Source organism: Parapedobacter sp. SGR-10 (assembly GCF_011030405.1).
Taxonomy (GTDB): domain Bacteria; phylum Bacteroidota; class Bacteroidia; order Sphingobacteriales; family Sphingobacteriaceae; genus Sphingobacterium.
The window spans coordinates 60,908-80,468 of the sequence record NZ_JAAJTJ010000002.1; the positions used below are offsets into that span (position 1 = coordinate 60,908).

Genomic DNA, 19,561 nt, shown 5'->3' on the forward strand with positions numbered 1-19,561 from the left:
GAGCGATTCCTAATTTTAAATATAAGTGCATATCTCACTACTATTAGGTAGGTAATCCAGATCTCTTATTTTACCTCAAATTCGATTAGTTTCCGTCCTATTCGTCCGGAGAGGTCTATTCCTTCTAGCAGGATCAGGTATTTGCCCCCTTCATCTGAAGTAAAGAAATCGAATTTTGTTTTGCCTTTGTTGTCGGATACCAAGCCGGGTTCCCAATGGATCGTCGTGCGCAGATCACGGGAGAGCTTGACGGCATCGTCTACATCATATTGTGGTTTGTAGAATGTCTTTGTTGCCGATATTCCTTGCGGTTGTATGGTCAATATTCCTCGCGGGACAAAACTACGCATGGCTGATGCCCCTGTTTTGGAGGTCAATATGAGCAAACCATTTCCGCCATTCATACCGTATATAGCTGTATAGTTGACATTGCGCAGCACTTCTATACTTTCTATATCCATTACGTTGATCATGGAGATTTCTTCCGGCTCGATAAACATGCCATCCAGTACGACCTGCATAGGTACATTGCCTCTGGTATTGTAAGGAGCCCCCCCCTGCCAAGTCACCCCCATCAGTCGACCCGCGAGACACATTTCCAATGTGGGACAGGTGGAGAGTTCTTCAGCGGTAATGACTTGGTCCGCGTTGCCGGGGCCGTTCAGGTTGCTGGAGTTGTCTGCTACTTTTTTCTGCGCGGTAGCCGTGACTACTACCTCCTCGATGACAATGCTCTTTTCCATCAGCCCACCTTGTTCCAATTGGGCAAAAAATTGTTTGGATTGTCTGATCTGTTCCAGAAAGCGGCTATTGACATCATTGATTTCCAAAGGAGCATTGCGGTTGGCCAAGACCGGTGCACTGCTCTTGGTATCCATGATGATATCGATATTTCTTTTGTCTTTTTGGGTACGGGCTGAAACCAAAAACTTGATGCTGTCTGGAAACAATAAGTAACCGAAATCAAAATAACCTTCTTCATTGGACGTGGTATCCAAAAAGTCCATAAAATTTTTGGTGGAGATCAATTGGACCTTTGCATTGGGCTCTGCCGCCTTACGCCCTAGTTTTTTGGTGTATCCTGCTAACTTTATTCCTTTTTCGGCTTCAAACTTGGGTTTGGTTTGTAGGCCAATGCTATCCCAATCTATGTTACGCCATCCTTGGGTCAGCATCAATTGATCCAGTTCATGCTCTTTTACTTTATCATCCTTAAAGTAATATCCGGGATTTTCGATAAAGCCTTTCAAATCCGTGCTCAGTAGCAAAGCGCTTAAAATATTGGGAGCGCCTTGGTAATCATCCTTTATCTTGGAAAGATTCAATACACTGGCCGATAGCGCAGATAGGCGGATACTGTCCTGGTTGGTCCCGGCCTCGATATTGACCTGAACACGATCCCTGGTCTTATAGTTGGCTTTGTCCAATGAAATTGCCAAAGGGAGGTTATCACCCTCTTGGTAATTGAATACAACACGCTCTACAACAGGTTCGAATTGGCTGTTGAGGATACTTATCGTAATAACACCAGTCGGCAGCTTTGCCCTATCTACGTTGAACACCAGCTCATTTTTGCTTGCCTTTTGTTTGGAGACAAAATATACCTGTCCCAGATGATGCACGACAAAATAGAGCTCTTTTTGATCCATGTATTGATTGGAAACATTGATCTGGCTGACTATGCGTTGCTTGTTTTTTGTATTCACAATAATAGAATAGCCCTCAGAAACAATCTCCGGGAGGATGACATCTTGTGTTGTTCCGTCGTCAAAGGTAGCTGTGGCAGAGATCGGCATGTTGTCTCCAACAAAGATGTAGGAGGATCCCATACCCAACTCGTTGGTCTCAATGAATGCCAAAGTATCGGTCGGCGATTTTATCAAAACCTTGGATTTGACGCCTAGCCCTTGTGGGTTGATGGATTTGACGGCAATATTGTTCAGGTTTCCGGCTAGGATCTTTCCTCCTTCGGCCAATAATTGTACACTGTTTTTGGCTACGGCTGGGGCAGGCCTTATGATTTTGTTGACAGTCATTTTCTCCAGGTTTTCAAAACGTAGTTTGATTAATGCCCCTTGGTGTTTTTTGTCAACTTCAATCTTCAATATGCCCTCTTCGTTCGTGTTTGTTCGTTTCCGGCTTACACTTTCTCCATCTTTGATCAGTTCGTAGCGAACGGGGATCTTGCTTAGCGGAACTCCGCTCAGACTTTTGAGCGAAATGGTGTAGATATCCTCTTTTTCTGCATAGGATACAGCTGTCTCGGTCTGAATGTTGTCTGCCCGACCGTTGCTAATCTGTATGGTGCGGTCGTAAAAATAGCTGTCATCGTAATTGCGCATCCAATTCGTATAGGCACGCAAGCGATAAGATCCTGCTGTCAATGTATCGATAAGGGATATATCGCCTATACCTATCCCGTTGATGAGCGGTATCTTTTGGCTACTGAAAACTCTACCGGACGGGTCTATCAGTTCTACATAGCCTAGATTGCTCAAGTTGGAAAATAGGTTTTGGATACCTATAGTAGCGTAAGCTTTGAACCAGATAGTCTCTCCGGCCGTGTACGAAAATTTGTCCAGGTGCAGGTATATTTTTTCCTGTGGATTGTGCTCAGCGGTGTGCGAGACTTTCGCTAAAACTTCTTGGATATCTTGACCTTGTGTCTGTTGGAAGCAGAATATTATAAACAGAATATAAAAGGCTCTTTTCATGTATCTTTATGCTGAAACGTTTTATTGCTAAGGAAAGTTAAAAAATATTTATATCAAAATGCTTTTTTAATTTAAAAATTTATTTTTCCAGTGTAAAAATCTTTGGGAGATGAGTGTATATTTTGAAGCATAAGTGATATAATATCAGTATTTTACTGACCCTGGCAGGTTGTGGGTTTATCATTTGCCGGATGATAATTTTTCTCAAACATCCGACTTTATCGAGTCAACTATAATATGACTATTACTCTTAATTGACTATTGAATTTTCCAGATTCTCTAAACACTAAAAATAATCTTTTGAAAAAACTTAAAATATATCGTTGTACAAGATGATTTTTTGCGATTGGGCATGCGTGAATTCGAAGCATTTTATCTAAGTTTGTGACATGAATATTTTAATAGTTGGATCAGGTGGCCGTGAGTCTGCCTTTGCGTACAAAATATCCCAAAGCCCTCGACTTTCTAGCCTGTATATAGCCCCCGGTAATGCCGGAACAGGCCAATATGGTACAAATGTCAATTTAAAAGTAACGGATTTTGAGGGCATTGCAGCCTTTGCTCTGGCAAATGATGTCTCGCTTATTGTCGTAGGTCCCGAAGAACCTCTGGTAAAAGGTATTCATGATTATTTCCTGTCCCGCGAAGATATACGGCATATCGCTATCATCGGCCCGCAACAACAGGGTGCACAACTGGAAGGGTCCAAAGATTTTTCCAAAGAGTTTATGCAGAGGCATGATATTCCTACAGCGGCGTACCGGTCATTTGACAGATCTAATCTGGAGGAAGGCTTGGCGTATCTGGAGACACAAAGCCTACCCATTGTACTCAAAGCCGATGGTTTGGCCGCAGGTAAGGGGGTGCTGATCTGCGAAACATTGAAAGATGCCAAAGCGGAACTGAAAGCCATGATTGCCGATGCAAAATTTGGAGCGGCAAGTAGTGTCGTCGTGATCGAGGAATTTCTCAAGGGGATAGAATTATCTGTCTTCGTACTGACGGACGGGGAATCGTACAAGGTACTGCCTTCTGCAAAAGATTACAAGCGCATCGGCGAAGGCGATACCGGACTGAATACAGGTGGTATGGGATCGGTTTCTCCAGTACCTTTTGCCGATGAAGCTTTCTTGGCAAAGGTAGAAGAGCGGATTATCAAACCGACCGTCGAGGGACTGAAAACGGATAATATCCCTTACAAGGGTTTTATTTTTATCGGCTTGATGAATGTGGGCGGTGATCCGTATGTAATCGAATACAACGTGCGCATGGGCGATCCGGAGACGGAATCAGTACTGCCACGTATCGAATCAGATCTGGTTGATCTGTTGGAGGGTGTGGCAAAAGGTGACCTGGCCAATCGCTCGTATACCGTAAGCCCCAAAACGGCTGCGACAGTAGTGTTGGTGTCGGGCGGGTATCCGGGAGACTATGGAAACGGCAAAGCAATCTCTAACATCGAAAATGTCAAAGAATCTATTGTATTCCATGCGGGGACTAAAGAGCAAAACGGCGAAGTGCTTACGGCAGGAGGACGTGTGCTGGCGGTGACAGCGTTGGAAGATGATCTATTTTCGGCTTTGCAACAGGCTACAGCCGATGCAGGACGGATATTTTTTCAGGGTAAGTATTTTCGTACGGACATAGGTTTCGACCTGATCTAAAAATAATTTTTTCGCTTTCAGTGATTTATCACAGCAAAGCGAAAAATATTTTGTCCTTTTCAAAAGAAGTTCTATATTTGCAGACCTTTGGAAATAAGGCCCGTTCGTCTAGGGGTTAGGACGCAAGATTTTCATTCTTGAAACAGGGGTTCGATTCCCCTACGGGCTACTAAACAGGACAAATGAAATATATTTTCGTTTGTCCTGTTCTTTTTTAGGGCTAATCCGTTGTTTAGCTGAAAGATATGATTTGCGATTACGTTCATTCGGGCGGTTCGATAAGTTTTTCCATCAAACTCTAATTTTTCTGGGAATATCGAACCAATTATCGCTCTCTTTGTTTGAATTCCGCCTTCTCTATACAGTTTCGGGATGTTTTGAATATGCTGTAATGCTTTGTCCAAAGTCTTGTCGATATTGGTTTTCTTGGTATTCAAACCGTCCTTGCTCAACTGTTCTTCCAGCCGTTCGATTTTCTCTTTGCACTCTCTTTTAATGTCGAGGTATTCCTCGTCATCAATGGTTTCCGAAAGCAGTTTGTTCCGGGCAACGGATAACCGTGCGTTCAGGCGATCAATTTCTTCCGAAATCCTCTTTTTCTCGTTCATCGGACTTTGTACAAACTTTTTGTAGTTGTCCAACAGCAGCTTTTTAAGGATGTTCTTTATACCATCGTTTAGCTCGAACTGGAGCAGTCCGTTTTCAAAAATAGCGTTGGCATTTCCGGCTTGCTCTCTGAAGCCACAGGAGGCAATGCAATGGTAATAGTAATAGCGGTTCGTTCTCCCTTTGGATGCACTGCCTGTGAGATTACGACCACATTTCGGACAGGTCAGAAAACCCCGTAACGGCAGGTTCTTATCGGACAGAATTTTCGTGTTCGGGCGTTCTACCCTTTTATTGCCGTCCAGTATCAATTGTACTTTATGGAAAAGTTCTTCGCTGATTAACGGTTCGTGTTGACCCTGTACCAAATGCGCTTCTTCATCCTGAAATTTAGCAATGAATATTTTTCCGTAATACAGCGGATTGCGTATAGCTACGTGAAATGCACTCCGGCTTAATTTGGTTGGGCTCTGTGCATTCATCTTCTGCCGTACTTGATCAGCAGCGAATACGCCTTTGGCGATTTCATTAAATGCCCATCGCATTGCAGATGCTTGGGGTTCTTTCAGGGCAACATATTTCCTTCCGTCTTCTTTACTTCGGTTGATATAACCAAACGGAGCCTTGCCCATCAAACGTCCCTCTTTCCTTGCTCTCCGCATTCCGTAAAACGTATTCAGCGCCCTGCGATCGTTTTCTACTTCCGGTGCAGCCAAGTAGATGGCCAACATCATCTTGTTTTCGGGAATGGCGAGGTCTAAGGGTTGTTCAACGGCTTGTGGTTCTACGCCAAGTTTGTTGAGGGTGCTGATCATTTGATAAGCGTCACCCGCATTGCGGCTGAACCTGTCCCATTTGGTAAAGAGGATGAGCGTGGTCTTTGAACTTTTCTTTTTGAGGTTGTTCAGCAGCTTTATCCATTCCGGACGGTTAAAGGTCTTGGCGGAATGGTCTTCATAGATGATTTGACCGACTGTAATCTTATTGGTGGAACAAAAACGTTTCAGACGTTCTTCTTGGTCACGCTGTGAATATCCTTTGTCCGCCTGTTCATCGGTGGAAACACGTATGTATAAATCCGCTCGTTTCATCGCTAATCGTTTTAATTCCAAAAATGCGTTGGGGATTGGCTAATTTACGAAAATCACTCCACATCGAAGCATTCCCGGATGACGATCATGGTGAGGTTGTAGAGAAAGTCCATAATCCGTTCGGCTTCTTCCCTATCCACATCAATACCCTCCCTGCGAAGAAGCTCCATTGCTTCCTCGATTGGTATTTTCGTTATGCCTTTCTCCTCCTGCATCGCCAAACGGTGTTTCCGACTAATTTAATCGGGTAAACAGGTTGAGCTGTGAATGTTGCAGTTAGGGGTAGCATTTGGCTTTCATGGGCGGAATTGTATCTCAAAAAAGAATAAAAAGGCAGCAAAGCTAAGGCGGACACCCCTCGCACTGTCCAACCAAAAGCTTACGGCATAATGGCTTCGCCACCCTTCGGGACTTATTCCGTTTCCTTTTGGTTTTTCCGCTTGTCCGCCTTGCCCAAATGGCTTTCTTTTTTTTCTGTTTTTTTGTTTTGGAAACAATTTTAAGGGGGGGATAATCCGTCAAAGTAGTGGTCTAATCTGCAAGCAGGTTTCCGAGAGCACTCCCTTTCCGGACTGCAAACCGTCAGGCTGGCGGTCTTGCACGCTTGCCGACCGGCATTCAGGACTGCTGGCATTTTACCGGTTTTATTGCTACTTGATTCCTGCCTGTTGATGTAGATATTATTGGCACTTAGCGGCAGTATTTGGCATGCTGTGGCTTACCGCTCGCCCGCTTTTCTTTCCGAAATTTGATACTGGAAATGGACATTTTCTTTGCTAACACTAATCCATCTCGAAGAGTGGATTTTTGTGTTCACCGGAACACGGCAAGTTGTGTTTTGAGGCACTCGAAATGAAAATAGTGCCTCAAAACTACTTGCCCTTGCGCAGGGGGCTAAACCATTTCTCCGAAGTCGAATGGTTGAAATCTTTAAATCGCATTTTTATGGAAAGAGAACGGAAGAAAAACAGGAAGAAAGACGGTAGAAAGCCGAAAGCGGATAAGACAAAATACAAATACGCTTTCCGGTTGACGGAGGCGGAAAACGCAAAATTTTTAACACTATTTGACCAATCAGGCATGTCAAATAAAGCCGAATTTGCAAGAAAAGCCATTTTTGAGAACGACTTAAAGGTGGTCTATTACGATATGGGTGTGTTGAATTTCTATATGAGATTGACGAACTTTTATTCCCTGTTTAGATCGGTCGGAACCAATCACAACCAGGTGGTCAAGATTTTATACCGCCATTTTCCGGAAAGGAAAGCGGCAGCCTATCTCTATCGATTGGAAAAACGGACGGCAGAATTGGCGGAATTGTTCAGAGAGGTGACGGCGAAGATACAGGAGTTTGAGGGGAAGCATATTACGGAAGGGGTGATTTCAGTGGAGAAAAACAATGAAGGCGTAAGAAAAATATAGTCGGCTCGATACGTCACATATTTTTATTAAATTTGTGACAGTAATTAAGCCGTTTCATTTTGGAAAGCATCGAAATACGAATACTTGAAAAGGTTAAGAAAACCAAAAGAGGTACGCTGTTTTTCACGGAGAGTTTTTCGCTGTATGGTAATGCCGATGCGTTACGGAAGGCTCTGGAGCGTTTGGTGAAGGCGGGTGAATTGGAGCGCCTTGCTGCGGGGATTTACTATCGACCGGTGCTAAGCGATACGTTTGGTAAACTAAAACCCACGCTTGAAGAAGTTGCCCTTGCCATAGCTGAGCGTGACAGGGCAAGGATTGTTCCCACGGGGGATTTCGCGCTTAACAGTCTGGGGCTTTCCACGCAGGTGCCGGTGAACTTGATTTACCTGACGGATGGCTCTGCCCGGAAGATTACTATTGGCAAACGCAGTGTGGTATTCAAAAAAACAACGCCAAAAAATGTCGCTACCATTGGCAAAATAAGCGGGCTGGCGATTCAGGCACTGAAAACAATCGGTAAAGATAAGGTGCTTGACAAGGAAATAACGCACATCCGGGAACTCTTGAAAAAGGAAAAACCTGAACGGCTAAAGCATGATATTCAGCTCGCGCCTGCATGGATCAGGGAAATTATGCTGCCTGTTTTAAAACAGTCGACAGATCAACAACAATAACGAATAGCAATTTATGGCGAAACAGAACACAACAGAAGAACCCTTAGAGAAACAGCTTTGGAAAGCAGCGGATAAACTCCGTAAGAATATTGACGCTGCGGAATACAAGCATATTGTACTGGGGTTAATCTTTTTGAAATATATCTCCGATGCTTTTGAAGAGCTTTATGCCAGACTCCAAGCGGAGGAAGACCAAGGTGCAGATCCGGAGGACAAGGATGAATATAAAGCGGAGAATGTATTCTTTGTGCCGCAGGATGCCCGCTGGCACTATTTGCAATCCAAGGCAAAACAGCCCGAAATCGGGAAATTTGTAGATGATGCCATGGATGCCATTGAAAAAGAAAATGCTTCCCTAAAGGGTGTGCTACCTAAAGTATTTGCCCGGCAAAATCTCGATCCAACCAGCTTGGGCGAACTGATAGACTTGGTTGGCAATATCGCTTTGGGAGATGCCAAAGCAAGAAGTGCCGATGTATTGGGGCATGTCTTTGAATACTTCCTCGGAGAATTTGCCCTTGCGGAAGGTAAAAAGGGGGGACAGTTCTATACACCAAGAAGCGTAGTGGAATTACTGGTGGAAATGCTGGAGCCCTACAAAGGGCGTGTGTTTGACCCCTGCTGTGGTTCGGGCGGTATGTTTGTACAATCGGAGAAATTTGTGGAAGACCATCAAGGGAAAGTAAACGATATTTCCATATACGGACAGGAAAGTAACCAAACCACCTGGCGATTGGCGAAAATGAACTTGGCTATCAGGGGCATTGACAGCTCGCAGGTGAAATGGAACAACGAGGGGTCTTTTCTCAACGACGCCCACAAAGACCTGAAAGCTGATTATATCATCGCCAACCCACCGTTCAATGTTAGCGATTGGAGCGGCGATCTGCTCCGTACCGATGGCCGTTGGAAATACGGCACACCACCCACCGGAAATGCCAATTATGCCTGGATCCAACATTTCCTGTATCACTTGGCGCCCAGCGGACAAGCAGGGTTTGTCTTGGCAAAAGGTGCATTGACTTCCAAAAGTGGCGGTGAGGGCGATATCAGAAAAGCATTGATTGAGGCTGACTTGATCGACTGTATTGTAAACCTTCCGGCCAAACTGTTTTTGAACACCCAGATCCCGGCTTCCCTTTGGTTTATGAGCCGAAACCGTAGCAATGGAAAATTCAGAAACCGTAGCGGAGAAATTCTGTTCATCGATGCCCGCAACTTAGGGCATTTGATTAATCGTAGAACCCGGGAACTCTCCAAGGAAGATATAGCGCAGATAGCGGAAACCTACCACAATTGGAGAAATCCGGACGGCAATTACGAAGATATAAAAGGCTTCTGCGCTTCTGCCACCAAAGAACGGGTAGCCGAATTGGACTATGTACTTACCCCCGGCCGCTATGTTGGGCTGGCCGAGGAAGAGGATGATTTTGACTTTGCCGAACGCTTTACCAGTCTGAAAGCCGAGTTTGAAGCACAGCTGAAGGAAGAAACGGAATTGAACGAACGGATTATGGCTAATCTCGATAAAATTCAGATTACCAATGATTAAAAATTAATTTTCTATGAAAGCCCTCTTAGACACAAATATCATTATTCACAGGGAAGCCGGAAGGATTGCCAACCAGGATATCGGTATTCTGTTTAAATGGCTTGACAAGGTCAAATACCAAAAGTGTATTCATCCGGTTACTGTTCAGGAAATCGAGAAAAATCCCAACACCGGTACTGTCGACACCTTTAAAATCAAGATGGACAGCTACGAGCAGTTGCTTACAACGGCTCAAATGACAGATGAGGTAAGTACCATTTCAGATCGATTTGACCAAAACGAAAATGATCGGAACGATACCGTTCTATTGAATGAGGTGTTTGTTGGGAGAGTGGATTTGCTGATCTCGGAAGACAAGAAAATCCATTCCAAAGCAGATGCATTAGGGATTTCAGATCAGGTATTTACCATTAATTCCTTCCTCGAAAAAGTCTTTGCTGAATTTCCGGAGCTTGTCAAATATCAGGTATTGGGCGTTCAGCAAAAGCTATTTGGTGAGCTGGACATTAACGATCCCTTTTTCAGTACGCTTAAAGAAGACTACCCCGGTTTTGAAAGGTGGTTTCACAAGAAAGCAAACGAACAGGCCTACGTAACCATCAATAATGACAACAATCTCCTACTTTCTTTTTTGTACATCAAAACAGAGGATAGAGATGAAGCATACCCTGATATAGCACCAGTTTTTAAACCCAAAAAGAGACTGAAAGTAGGCACCTTCAAAGTCATCAGCAATGGTGTTCGATTGGGGGAGCGGTTTATGAAAATAATTTTTGACAACGCCCTTGCCCGAAAGGTTGATGAAATTTACGTGACCATATTTGAAAAACGAGACGAGCAGCAACGACTTATTGCGCTATTGGAAGAATGGGGATTTCAAAAATACGGTACGAAGGGAGAAGATGGAGAACAGGTTTATGTCCGCGACTTTTCTCCTAAGGCCGATACAGACCATCCAAAACTGACTTTTCCATATCTCAGTGCCGAGCAGAATGTTTTTCTTATTCCCATTTACCCGGATTACCACACTGAGCTCTTGCCTGATTCCTATCTGAAGACGGAATCACCTCAGAATTTTATTGAACATGAACCCCACCGGAACGCCTTGAGCAAGGTTTATATATGCCGCTCAATTGAAAGGGGCATCAGAAAGGGTGACATCATAGTATTTTACCGGACTGCGGAAAAAGGCAAAAGCGCCTATTACAGCAGTGTAATCACTACCATCGCCATTTGTGAGGAAGTGATTGAAGACATTCGGGATGAAAACGATTTCATCGCCAAGTGCCGAAAAAGGAGCGTTTTCAGTAATGAGGAGCTTAAAAAATACTGGAATTGGAACCCCCGATTCCGACCTTTTATTATCAATTTTCTCTACGTATGGTCATTTGGTTTGGGCAACCGGATAAACAGGAAGAGGCTTCTTGAGCTCGGAATATTAAGTGGAGCAGAAAATGAAATAAGGGGATTGAAACAAATAACACACGAACAATTTAAAACGATATTGAATGAAACGGGAACAAATGAAAGTCTTATTGTCGATTAAGCCGGAATTTGCGGAGCGGATCTTTGAAGGTTCCAAAAAATATGAGTTCCGCAAAGCGGTATTCAAGAATAGCGATATAAAAACCGTAGTGGTATATGCTTCTTCACCTACACAAAGGGTAATTGGAGAGTTTGACATTGAGACAATCATCAGTGATAGTCCGGAAAATCTCTGGAACAAGACCAAACGATTTGCGGGAATAGATGAAGGTTTTTTTTACAAGTACTTTGCTGATCGAGAAATGGGGTTTGCCATTAAAATCAAAAAAACCAGAAGATATAAAGAGGCGCTATGCCTGCGCGAACATTTTAACCTTACCCCACCGCAATCCTTTCTGTATTTGCGGAATGAAAATCTGGTGAGCCAATGAGTGAGTGGAAGGAAATATCGTTAGAAAAGGTTGCGGAAGTAAACCCGACTGAGAGGCTGCCAAAGGGGACTTTAGCAAAAAAGATTGCAATGGAAATATTGCAGCCATTTACAAAGAAAATAGTTTCTTATACTATTGAGGAATATTCAGGAGGAACGAAATTCCGAAATGGTGATACAATTGTTGCCAGAATTACGCCAAGTCTTGAAAATGGGAAAACGGCTTTTGTAGATATTCTCGATGAAGATGAGATAGCTTTTGGTTCAACAGAATTTATTGTTCTTAGAGAAAAAGCGGGAGAAAGTGATAAACAGTTTCTTTATTATCTTTCGATATCTCCGGATTTCCGAGATGTTGCTATTCTATCTATGACGGGTAGTTCAGGAAGGCAACGGGTACAGACAGATGTAGTAAAACAGCATTTGTTCCTTCTTCCCCCTCTCCCCGAACAACGCGCCATCGCCTCCGTCCTTTCCAGCTTAGACGACAAAATAGACCTGCTGCACCGCCAAAATGCCACACTCGAAAAAATGGCGGAGACGCTGTTTAGGCAGTGGTTTGTGGAGGAAGAGTCAGAACTAATTCCACTTGGCGAGTGCATTAAAACAACATCAGGTGGTACACCGTCAAGAAAAAGAATGGATTTCTACGAAGGTGGTAATTATCAATGGGTCAAATCCAAAGAGCTCAATGGGGGCTACATTTTGGATACAGAAGAAAGAATCACAGTAGAAGCATTGAAAAGGTCCAGTGCTAAGTTATTGCCTGAGAACAGTGTATTAATTGCAATGTATGGGGCAACGGTAGGTCAGTTTGCAATTATTGGTCAGGAAGCTACATGCAATCAAGCCATTTGTGCTTGTCTTCCTAATGATGAATTTCCATACACATTTATTTATCATACAATCAAAGCAAATGTTGATGAACTAAAAAGCAGAGCAGTTGGCTCTGCTCAACAAAATATTAGTCAGGTTCTTATCAAAAGTTTGGAAATTTCTGTGAATGAAAACATTGAGAAGTTTCATGCAGAAGTTGACCCGATGATGAAGAAAATCAAATCAAATTATACCCAAATCCGCACCCTTACCGCCCTGCGGGATACGCTGTTGCCGAAGTTGATGAGCGGGGAGGTGAGAGTTGAGGAAGCTAAAAAGTATAAGGCATGGGCAAATTTCAATTCTATATAACGAATAGGTTCATACTGTTCATTCTTGCGTGCTCATTTTTTGTGGGTATTCATTACTTATTTACGAATAATCCGTTACCAGACACCAGCACAAAAAACCTGTGGTTTTACTCGGGCTTATTCATGCTGCTATTTTCTATACTATTTATTGAACCTTACTACTCTTCACCAAAAAATGTCATAACAAATACAATTCCGCTAGTCTTAGTTTATTTATCAGTTAAGGGCTCATTTAACCATGAAGCTGCCTGGTGGGTGTCTATAGGAGTAATTTTATTTCTCTTAGCTATGGCGATACTTTCACTTGCCTTGTCCAATCAACAGTTTAGTCCGGAAGCTCCGGTTAACAAACTCTCGAATTGGTTAAAAAATCTAGTTGTGATGTTCGGTCAGGGAAAGGTTATCTATTCATTTGTATTTATTTCAATTCTGTTCCTATACAAAGCACAAATTATCGATCCGGTTGGAGATAGTTATATGCTTATGATGGTAGGTCTATGGGGAGGGACTTTATTGATAAACTCCAAGAGCATGCATAGCAGATTTCTGTACGGAAAGAAAAAAATTAATACTGACGCTATCGGTGAGATATTCGGTGTCCAATCAAAGAAGATTTTCCTTGTAAAGCTATTTGAAGACAGAAAGAGCATCAAAAAATTTGATGTAGTGAAGTTTAAATACTCCATGCAAGATTCAAATGAGTATGCCATTAGAGGAGTCGTTTTCGATACTTATTTGCTAAATCAGGAAAAATGGGCCAAAGTTTTGCAACTCAGCACCGACAATGGTAATAACCAAACTTTTGATAAGAACATAGTATACAAAGTCTCAGAAAAAGATGAAAGAGAGGCATTAGAAAAGGAATTGAACATTGAAAATTTCGTAGGTGTCATAATAGAGGGCTCAACGATTGGAAGTGTCAAGTTTGAGTATTCTAAAAAGGTAGATGATCTACAAGAGGGTGACTTACTCGAATTGAAAACGGGAGGAAAACGATTGTTCTACCAAGTAGTAGGTGGAACAACCGAGTTTGAGAAACTGGAAAACAAAAACGAATCAGGTTTCATTGAAGGAGAAGCACTCCAACTCGGTGAATGGCAAAATGAGCAGTTATCATTTCAGAAGTTTGGCTGGGTTCCTCACATCAACACACCAGTATTCAAAGCAGATACAAGTAACATTGAAGTTCAAGCATTTAAATATCCAGAATATCAATTAGGCGTAATCCCGAACACACAACTACCCTCAGTAATCAATTTACATGATGCAGTAAGTCATCATTTGGCATTGTTAGGAGTTACTGGCTCTGGTAAATCTTTTTTGGCAAGAGAAATCATTCGTGAATTAGGTAATGATACAAAAGTTATCTGTGTTGACTTTACTGGTGAATGGAGGAAGGAAATTGAAGCTTTAGCACTTACTAAAGATAACATAAACGATTTCTTGACTGGAGATGAGCACACAACAGGTCTTATTGAACTACCTGTTATGAGCAACACAGTTGAAGTAATAGCAGCTACTGAAAGACTTTTTAGCACAATATTCGATTCAGCAAAAGCCGCTTATGATGCCGATGATCCATTAAAAATTTGCTTGGTTCTTGAAGAAGCACATACCATCGTTCCCGAGTCCAATTTTCTCGGTGTAAATAATTGGGATAGCAAAGCTATAGTGAATAAAATGGGGCAAATTGCTTTACAAGGAAGAAAATATGGTGTTGGCCTTATGGTAATAGCTCAACGTACAGCTAATGTTTCAAAAACGGTACTAACACAATGCAATACGATTGTTTGCTTTCAGGCATTTGACGAAACGAGCTTCATTTTCTTATCAAATTACATCGGAGGTTCTCTTGTCCAAGCATTACCAAACCTCAATAAATATCATGCAGTGGTTACAGGTAAAGCAATTCGAGCCAACATTCCAATGATTGTGAATCTTGAAAGAAAAGTCTAATGAGAATAACTGAAAACCATATCGAACAGTTGGCGATTGAGCGCCTGGAGGAACTGGGTTACGAATACATCTATGCCCCGGACATAGCTCCCGACGGTGCTACGCCTGAACGGGATAATTATGCGCAGGTGCTGTTATTGCACAGGCTGCAACAGGCGGTGAAGCACATCAACCCCGGTATTCCTGCTGATGCACAGGCAGAAGCCATCAAAGAAATCCAGCGTATCGCTTCGCCGGAACTTTTAGCGAACAACGAGACCTTTCACCGTTTGTTGACGGAAGGTATTCCGGTTTCCAAACGGGTAGATGGGGACGACCGCGGCGACCGGGTTTGGCTGGTTGATTTTAACGACCCCTATAATAATGAGTTTGTCGTCGCCAACCAATTCACCATCATTGAAAATGGGAATAACAAACGACCGGATGTTTTACTGTTTGTGAATGGCATTCCGCTGGTGGTTATTGAATTGAAGAATGCGGCGGATGAAAACACCACGATCCATTCCGCTTTCAAGCAGGTAGAAACGTATAAAACCATCATTCCGGGTTTGTTTACCTACAACGGCTTTGTGGTAATCTCGGATGGACTGGAGGCGAAAGCGGGTTCTATTTCGGCCGGTTTTAGTCGTTATATGGCATGGAAGTCGGCCGATGGAAAAGCGGAGGCCTCGCATTTGGTCAGCCAGCTGGAAACCTTGATACAAGGGATGCTGAACAAGGAAACCCTGATTGACATCATCAGGCATTTTGTGGTTTTTGAAAAATCGAAGCGGGAGGATACGGAAACCGGTATCACGACCATCTCAACCGTTAAAAAATTAGCCGCTTATCATCAATATTATGCCGTAAACCGGGCGGTGGAATCCACGTTGCGGGCAACGGGTTTTAACGTTGAAAAAGAGGCTCCGTTAAATGTGGCTATGGAAGACCCCGTAAGCTATGGTTTACCTGGCGTAAAAAATCAGCCCATTGGCGACCGGAAAGCTGGTGTGGTGTGGCATACGCAGGGAAGTGGCAAGTCTTTGTCTATGGTTTTCTATACCGGTAAAATCGTGCTGGCACTGGATAACCCTACCATTTTGGTGATTACCGATCGCAACGATTTAGACGATCAGCTCTTTGATACGTTTGCCGCATCCAAGCAACTGCTGCGCCAGGAGCCGGTACAGGCGGACGACCGGAATCAGCTAAAAGACTTACTGAAAGTGGCTTCAGGAGGTGTGGTGTTTACGACCATTCAGAAATTTCAACCCGAAGAAGGCAATGTGTATGAAACACTTTCCCAGCGGAAGAATATTGTGGTGATCGCGGACGAAGCACACCGTACCCAATACGGTTTTAAGGCCAAAACCATCGATGCCAAGGATGGGAGGGGAAATGTGGTTGGTAAGAAGATCGTGTACGGTTTTGCCAAATATATGCGCGATGCTTTGCCCAATGCCACGTATTTGGGCTTTACCGGAACACCTATTGAGAGTACAGACGTTAACACGCCGGCCGTATTTGGCAACTATGTGGACATATATGATATTGCCCAGGCCGTTGAAGATGGTGCCACCGTTCGCATTTATTACGAGAGCCGACTGGCAAAGGTGAACCTTAGTGAAGAAGGCAAGCAACTGGTGGACGAGCTGGATGATGAATTGGAGCAGGAAGAGCTGACCGATACGCAAAAGGCCAAGGCGAAATGGACACAGCTCGAAGCGCTGGTGGGAAGCGAAAAGCGGATGGCTACAATTGCCAAAGATATTGTTGCGCACTTTAGCCAGCGGCAGGCCGTATTTGAAGGTAAAGGGATGATTGTGTCCATGAGTCGGAGAATAGCAGCCGATTTGTACGATGCCATTATCGCCTTGAAACCGGAATGGCATTCGGACGATCTGAATAAGGGCGTCATTAAAGTGATTATGACTTCGGCCTCTGCTGACGGCCCCAAAATCGCCAAACATCATACCACCAAAGAACAACGGCGGATGCTTGCCGAACGGATGAAAAATCCGGATGACGAATTGCAATTGGTGATTGTTCGGGATATGTGGCTCACGGGCTTTGATGCACCCAGTATGCACACGCTCTACATCGACAAGCCCATGAAAGGGCATAATCTGATGCAGGCTATCGCTCGGGTAAACCGGGTGTATAAAGACAAACCCGGCGGTTTGATTGTAGATTATTTGGGAATTGCTTCTGACCTGAAAAAGGCACTGGCCTTTTATTCGGATGCGGGTGGCAAAGGCGACCCGACCATTGCACAGGAGCAAGCAGTCCAATTGATGCTGGAGAAATTGGAAGTAGTCTCAAATATGTACCACGGTTTCACCTACGAAAGTTATTTTGAAGCCGACACGTCCAAAAAATTGTCACTAATCCTTGCGGCCGAAGAGCATATCCTCGGTTTGGAGGACGGCAAGAAACGGTACATCAACGAAGTAACGGCCTTATCTAAAGCCTTCGCCATAGCCGTTCCGCATGAGCAGGCTATGGATGCCAAAGATGAAGTTTCGTTCTTTCAGGCTGTAAAAGCGCGGTTGGCGAAGTTTGACAGCACCGGAACGGGAAAAACGGATGAAGAGATCGAAACAACCATTCGTCAGGTGATCGACAAAGCTTTGGTTTCCGAACAGGTCATTGATGTTTTTGACGCCGCCGGAATAAAGCGGCCGGATATTTCCATCCTGTCAGACGAGTTTTTGATGGAGCTGAAAGGAATGGAACACAAAAACGTGGCCCTGGAAGTGTTGAAAAAACTGTTGAATGACGAAATCAAATCAAGGGCGAAAAAGAACTTGGTAAAAAGCCGGTCGTTCTCCGAAATGCTGGAAAACTCGATTCGGAAATACCATAATAAAATATTGACGGCAGCCGAGGTAATTGAGGAACTCATCAAGCTGAGTAAAGGTATTGTGGAAATGGACAATGAGGCGAAGCAAATGGGCTTGACGGACTTTGAGTATGCTTTTTATACGGCAGTGGCCAATAATGACAGCGCAAAAGAACTGATGCAGCAGGATAAGCTGCGCGAACTGGCGGTGGTACTGACGGAAACGATCCGGCAAAATGCGTCGATCGACTGGACGATTAAGGAAAGTGTGAAAGCGAAGTTGAAGGTTGCGGTAAAACGGATTTTAAGGAAGTATGGCTATCCGCCGGATAAGCAGATGCTGGCAACTGAAACCGTGTTGAAACAAGCGGAGATGATAGCAAACGAAATAACAAGGTAGTAAAATAACAGGATGTCAGAATCTCAAAACATAGAATACAAGCAGAGTTGGCGAGACGAGTACCTGAAGTGGATTTGCGGTTTTGCAAATGCCAATGGAGGTACTATTTTCATCGGTAAGTACGATAACGGAAAAGTGGTCGGCGTGGCTGATGCGAAACAGTTGCTGGAAGAAATCCCCAACAAAGTAAGAGATGTCTTGGGGATTGTGGCAGAAGTGAATTTACACCAAACCAAGGCCGGTGATTATCTGGAAATCGTAGTGGAGCCCTACCCCAATGCGGTAAATTACAAAGGGCAATACCATTACCGAAGTGGAAGCACCAAACAGGAATTAAAGGGCGCTGCTTTGGATAAATTTTTATTACAGAAAAAAGGCAAGCGTTGGGATGGTGTTCCGGTACCCAAGGTATCTGTCGGTGATTTGAAGTCGGAAACTCTGGAATTTTTTAAGAAAAGAGGTATCCGGAGCAAACGTCTTAGTGAAGAAGCCTTATCCGAAGACAATACGCACCTACTGGAAAACCTGAAACTGATTGAGGGTGACTATTTGAAACGGGCGGCCATTTTGCTGTTCCATCCCGATCCGGAAAAGTTTGTAACAGGCGCTTACATCAAAATCGGGTATTTTGAGAATGAAGCCGATTTGATTTTTCAGGACGAGGTTCACGGAAATTTGTTTGAACAGGTGGAAAAAACGGTTGACTTGCTTTTTACCAAGTACATCAAAGCGCTGATCAGTTACGAAGGCATACACCGGGTGGAAACATACGAATATCCGAAAGAAGCGGTACGCGAAGCCTTGCTCAATGCCATAGCTCATAAAGATTATTCAGGTTTGACACCCATTCAAATCCGCGTTTACAAGGATAAAATTATGATTTGGAACGAGGGACATCTGCCGGAGAACTGGACGGTAAGCAACCTGTTGAAAAGCCATTCGTCCAGACCTTATAATCCAGATATTGCCAACGCATTTTTCCGTAGCGGCTATGTAGAATCATGGGGCCGCGGCATCAGTAAAATGACGGAACTGTGTGTTGCCGAAGGACTTCCCGAACCGACTTACCTTGTGGAGGGATCGGACTTTTGGGTAGTGTTTAAGAAAGATATTTATGACGCCGAGTACTTAGAAGCACTTGGATTGAATAACAGACAAGTAAAGGCTGTTTTGTTCGCAAAAGAAAAAGGAAAAATCACCAATAGTGACTATCAATCCTTGAATGATGTCTCAAGAGAAACAGCAACACGAGACATAAAAGAATTGACAGACAAAAAGCTGTTCAAATCAAGCGGACAGAAAGGAGCAGGAGCTTTTTACACCTTAAATTGAATTGCGTCATAATTGCGTCAATTGCGTCAGGGTAGAACAAAAATTGCGTCAATGGAGTCAAAATAAATACAAGTATCCTACAAGACAGTCGGGCAATAGTGGGGCAAAAAGAGCGATAGTGGGGCAAAAGTCGGGCAATATAGCATGAAATGAGCCCTATATTTGTTACCGATAACTTGGCGATCACAAGCATTTAAGTTGTCACGTATTCGTAAAATAGAAAA

The 19,561-nt window shown here is 43.6% G+C and carries 12 protein-coding genes and 1 tRNA gene; 11 read left to right on the forward strand and 2 right to left on the reverse strand.

Annotated features, from left to right (window positions below; translation table 11 throughout):
* Positions 1 to 65 precede the first annotated feature (65 nt).
* Positions 66 to 2,714, reverse strand: a complete 2,649-nt coding sequence (locus tag G5B00_RS02390; RefSeq protein ID WP_205966268.1) for a hypothetical protein — start codon at positions 2,712 to 2,714, stop codon at positions 66 to 68.
* A 389-nt stretch (positions 2,715 to 3,103) separates the two neighbouring features.
* Between G5B00_RS02390 and purD the strand changes: the two genes are divergently transcribed.
* Positions 3,104 to 4,378: a phosphoribosylamine--glycine ligase gene (gene purD / locus G5B00_RS02395; protein ID WP_163871660.1), complete on the forward strand. Its 1,275-nt coding sequence runs from the start codon at positions 3,104 to 3,106 to the stop codon at positions 4,376 to 4,378.
* A gap of 97 nt (positions 4,379 to 4,475) precedes the next feature.
* Positions 4,476 to 4,547: transfer RNA gene (locus tag G5B00_RS02400), tRNA-Glu, on the forward strand.
* Here G5B00_RS02400 and G5B00_RS02405 read toward each other — a convergent pair.
* The gene (locus G5B00_RS02405; protein WP_163871976.1) at positions 4,510 to 6,075 is read right to left on the reverse strand and encodes a recombinase family protein; all 1,566 of its coding nucleotides are present in this window, start codon (positions 6,073 to 6,075) and stop codon (positions 4,510 to 4,512) included. The two genes, G5B00_RS02400 and G5B00_RS02405, sit on opposite strands and share 38 nt — an antisense overlap.
* Positions 6,076 to 7,020: 945 nt before the next feature.
* On the opposite strand from G5B00_RS02405, the gene mobA reads away from it, so the two are divergent.
* The 9 genes from mobA (at position 7,021) to G5B00_RS02450 (ending at position 19,337) form a co-directional block, all read left to right on the forward strand.
* Positions 7,021 to 7,497 (forward strand): conjugal transfer protein MobA, encoded by a 477-nt coding sequence (mobA, locus tag G5B00_RS02410; protein WP_163871661.1) that lies wholly within the window; start codon positions 7,021 to 7,023, stop codon positions 7,495 to 7,497.
* Positions 7,498 to 7,556: 59 nt separating this feature from the next.
* Positions 7,557 to 8,174: a DUF6088 family protein gene (locus tag G5B00_RS02415; RefSeq protein WP_205966269.1), complete on the forward strand. Its 618-nt coding sequence runs from the start codon at positions 7,557 to 7,559 to the stop codon at positions 8,172 to 8,174.
* Between the two features lie 13 nt (positions 8,175 to 8,187).
* A complete protein-coding gene (locus tag G5B00_RS02420; RefSeq protein WP_163871662.1) occupies positions 8,188 to 9,726 on the forward strand; it encodes a type I restriction-modification system subunit M in 1,539 nt (512 codons plus the stop codon).
* A 13-nt stretch (positions 9,727 to 9,739) separates the two neighbouring features.
* Positions 9,740 to 11,272, forward strand: a complete 1,533-nt coding sequence (locus tag G5B00_RS02425) for a PIN domain-containing protein (protein ID WP_163871663.1) — start codon at positions 9,740 to 9,742, stop codon at positions 11,270 to 11,272.
* Positions 11,250 to 11,642, forward strand: a complete 393-nt coding sequence (locus G5B00_RS02430) for an ASCH domain-containing protein (protein WP_163871978.1) — start codon at positions 11,250 to 11,252, stop codon at positions 11,640 to 11,642. The genes G5B00_RS02425 and G5B00_RS02430 overlap by 23 nt, the downstream gene beginning before the upstream one ends.
* Positions 11,639 to 12,829 (forward strand): restriction endonuclease subunit S, encoded by a 1,191-nt coding sequence (locus G5B00_RS02435; protein WP_163871664.1) that lies wholly within the window; start codon positions 11,639 to 11,641, stop codon positions 12,827 to 12,829. Before G5B00_RS02430 ends, G5B00_RS02435 begins: the two co-directional genes overlap by 4 nt.
* Before the next feature lie 122 nt (positions 12,830 to 12,951).
* Positions 12,952 to 14,784 (forward strand): ATP-binding protein, encoded by a 1,833-nt coding sequence (locus tag G5B00_RS02440; protein WP_163871665.1) that lies wholly within the window; start codon positions 12,952 to 12,954, stop codon positions 14,782 to 14,784.
* The gene (locus G5B00_RS02445) at positions 14,784 to 18,005 is read left to right on the forward strand and encodes a type I restriction endonuclease subunit R (protein WP_163871666.1); all 3,222 of its coding nucleotides are present in this window, start codon (positions 14,784 to 14,786) and stop codon (positions 18,003 to 18,005) included. The genes G5B00_RS02440 and G5B00_RS02445 overlap by 1 nt, the downstream gene beginning before the upstream one ends.
* 12 nt (positions 18,006 to 18,017) lie before the next feature.
* Positions 18,018 to 19,337 carry an ATP-binding protein gene (locus G5B00_RS02450; RefSeq protein ID WP_163871667.1) on the forward strand — a complete coding sequence of 440 codons (1,320 nt, stop codon included), beginning with the start codon at positions 18,018 to 18,020 and terminating at the stop codon, positions 19,335 to 19,337.
* Positions 19,338 to 19,561: the final 224 nt, after the last annotated feature.

Excerpts from the sequence above, each read along its gene's own strand:
- G5B00_RS02440 (WP_163871665.1), top strand. The coding sequence starts at position 12,952 with ATGCTGCTATTTTCTATACTATTTATTGAACCTTACTACTCTTCACCA.
- G5B00_RS02390 (WP_205966268.1), bottom strand. The coding sequence starts at position 2,714 with ATGAAAAGAGCCTTTTATATTCTGTTTATAATATTCTGCTTCCAACAG.
- G5B00_RS02405 (WP_163871976.1), bottom strand. The coding sequence starts at position 6,075 with ATGAAACGAGCGGATTTATACATACGTGTTTCCACCGATGAACAGGCG.
- G5B00_RS02430 (WP_163871978.1), top strand. The coding sequence starts at position 11,250 with ATGAAAGTCTTATTGTCGATTAAGCCGGAATTTGCGGAGCGGATCTTT.
- G5B00_RS02435 (WP_163871664.1), top strand. The coding sequence starts at position 11,639 with ATGAGTGAGTGGAAGGAAATATCGTTAGAAAAGGTTGCGGAAGTAAAC.
- mobA (WP_163871661.1), top strand. The coding sequence starts at position 7,021 with ATGGAAAGAGAACGGAAGAAAAACAGGAAGAAAGACGGTAGAAAGCCG.
- G5B00_RS02420 (WP_163871662.1), top strand. The coding sequence starts at position 8,188 with ATGGCGAAACAGAACACAACAGAAGAACCCTTAGAGAAACAGCTTTGG.
- purD (WP_163871660.1), top strand. The coding sequence starts at position 3,104 with ATGAATATTTTAATAGTTGGATCAGGTGGCCGTGAGTCTGCCTTTGCG.
- G5B00_RS02445 (WP_163871666.1), top strand. The coding sequence starts at position 14,784 with ATGAGAATAACTGAAAACCATATCGAACAGTTGGCGATTGAGCGCCTG.
- G5B00_RS02450 (WP_163871667.1), top strand. The coding sequence starts at position 18,018 with ATGTCAGAATCTCAAAACATAGAATACAAGCAGAGTTGGCGAGACGAG.
- G5B00_RS02425 (WP_163871663.1), top strand. The coding sequence starts at position 9,740 with ATGAAAGCCCTCTTAGACACAAATATCATTATTCACAGGGAAGCCGGA.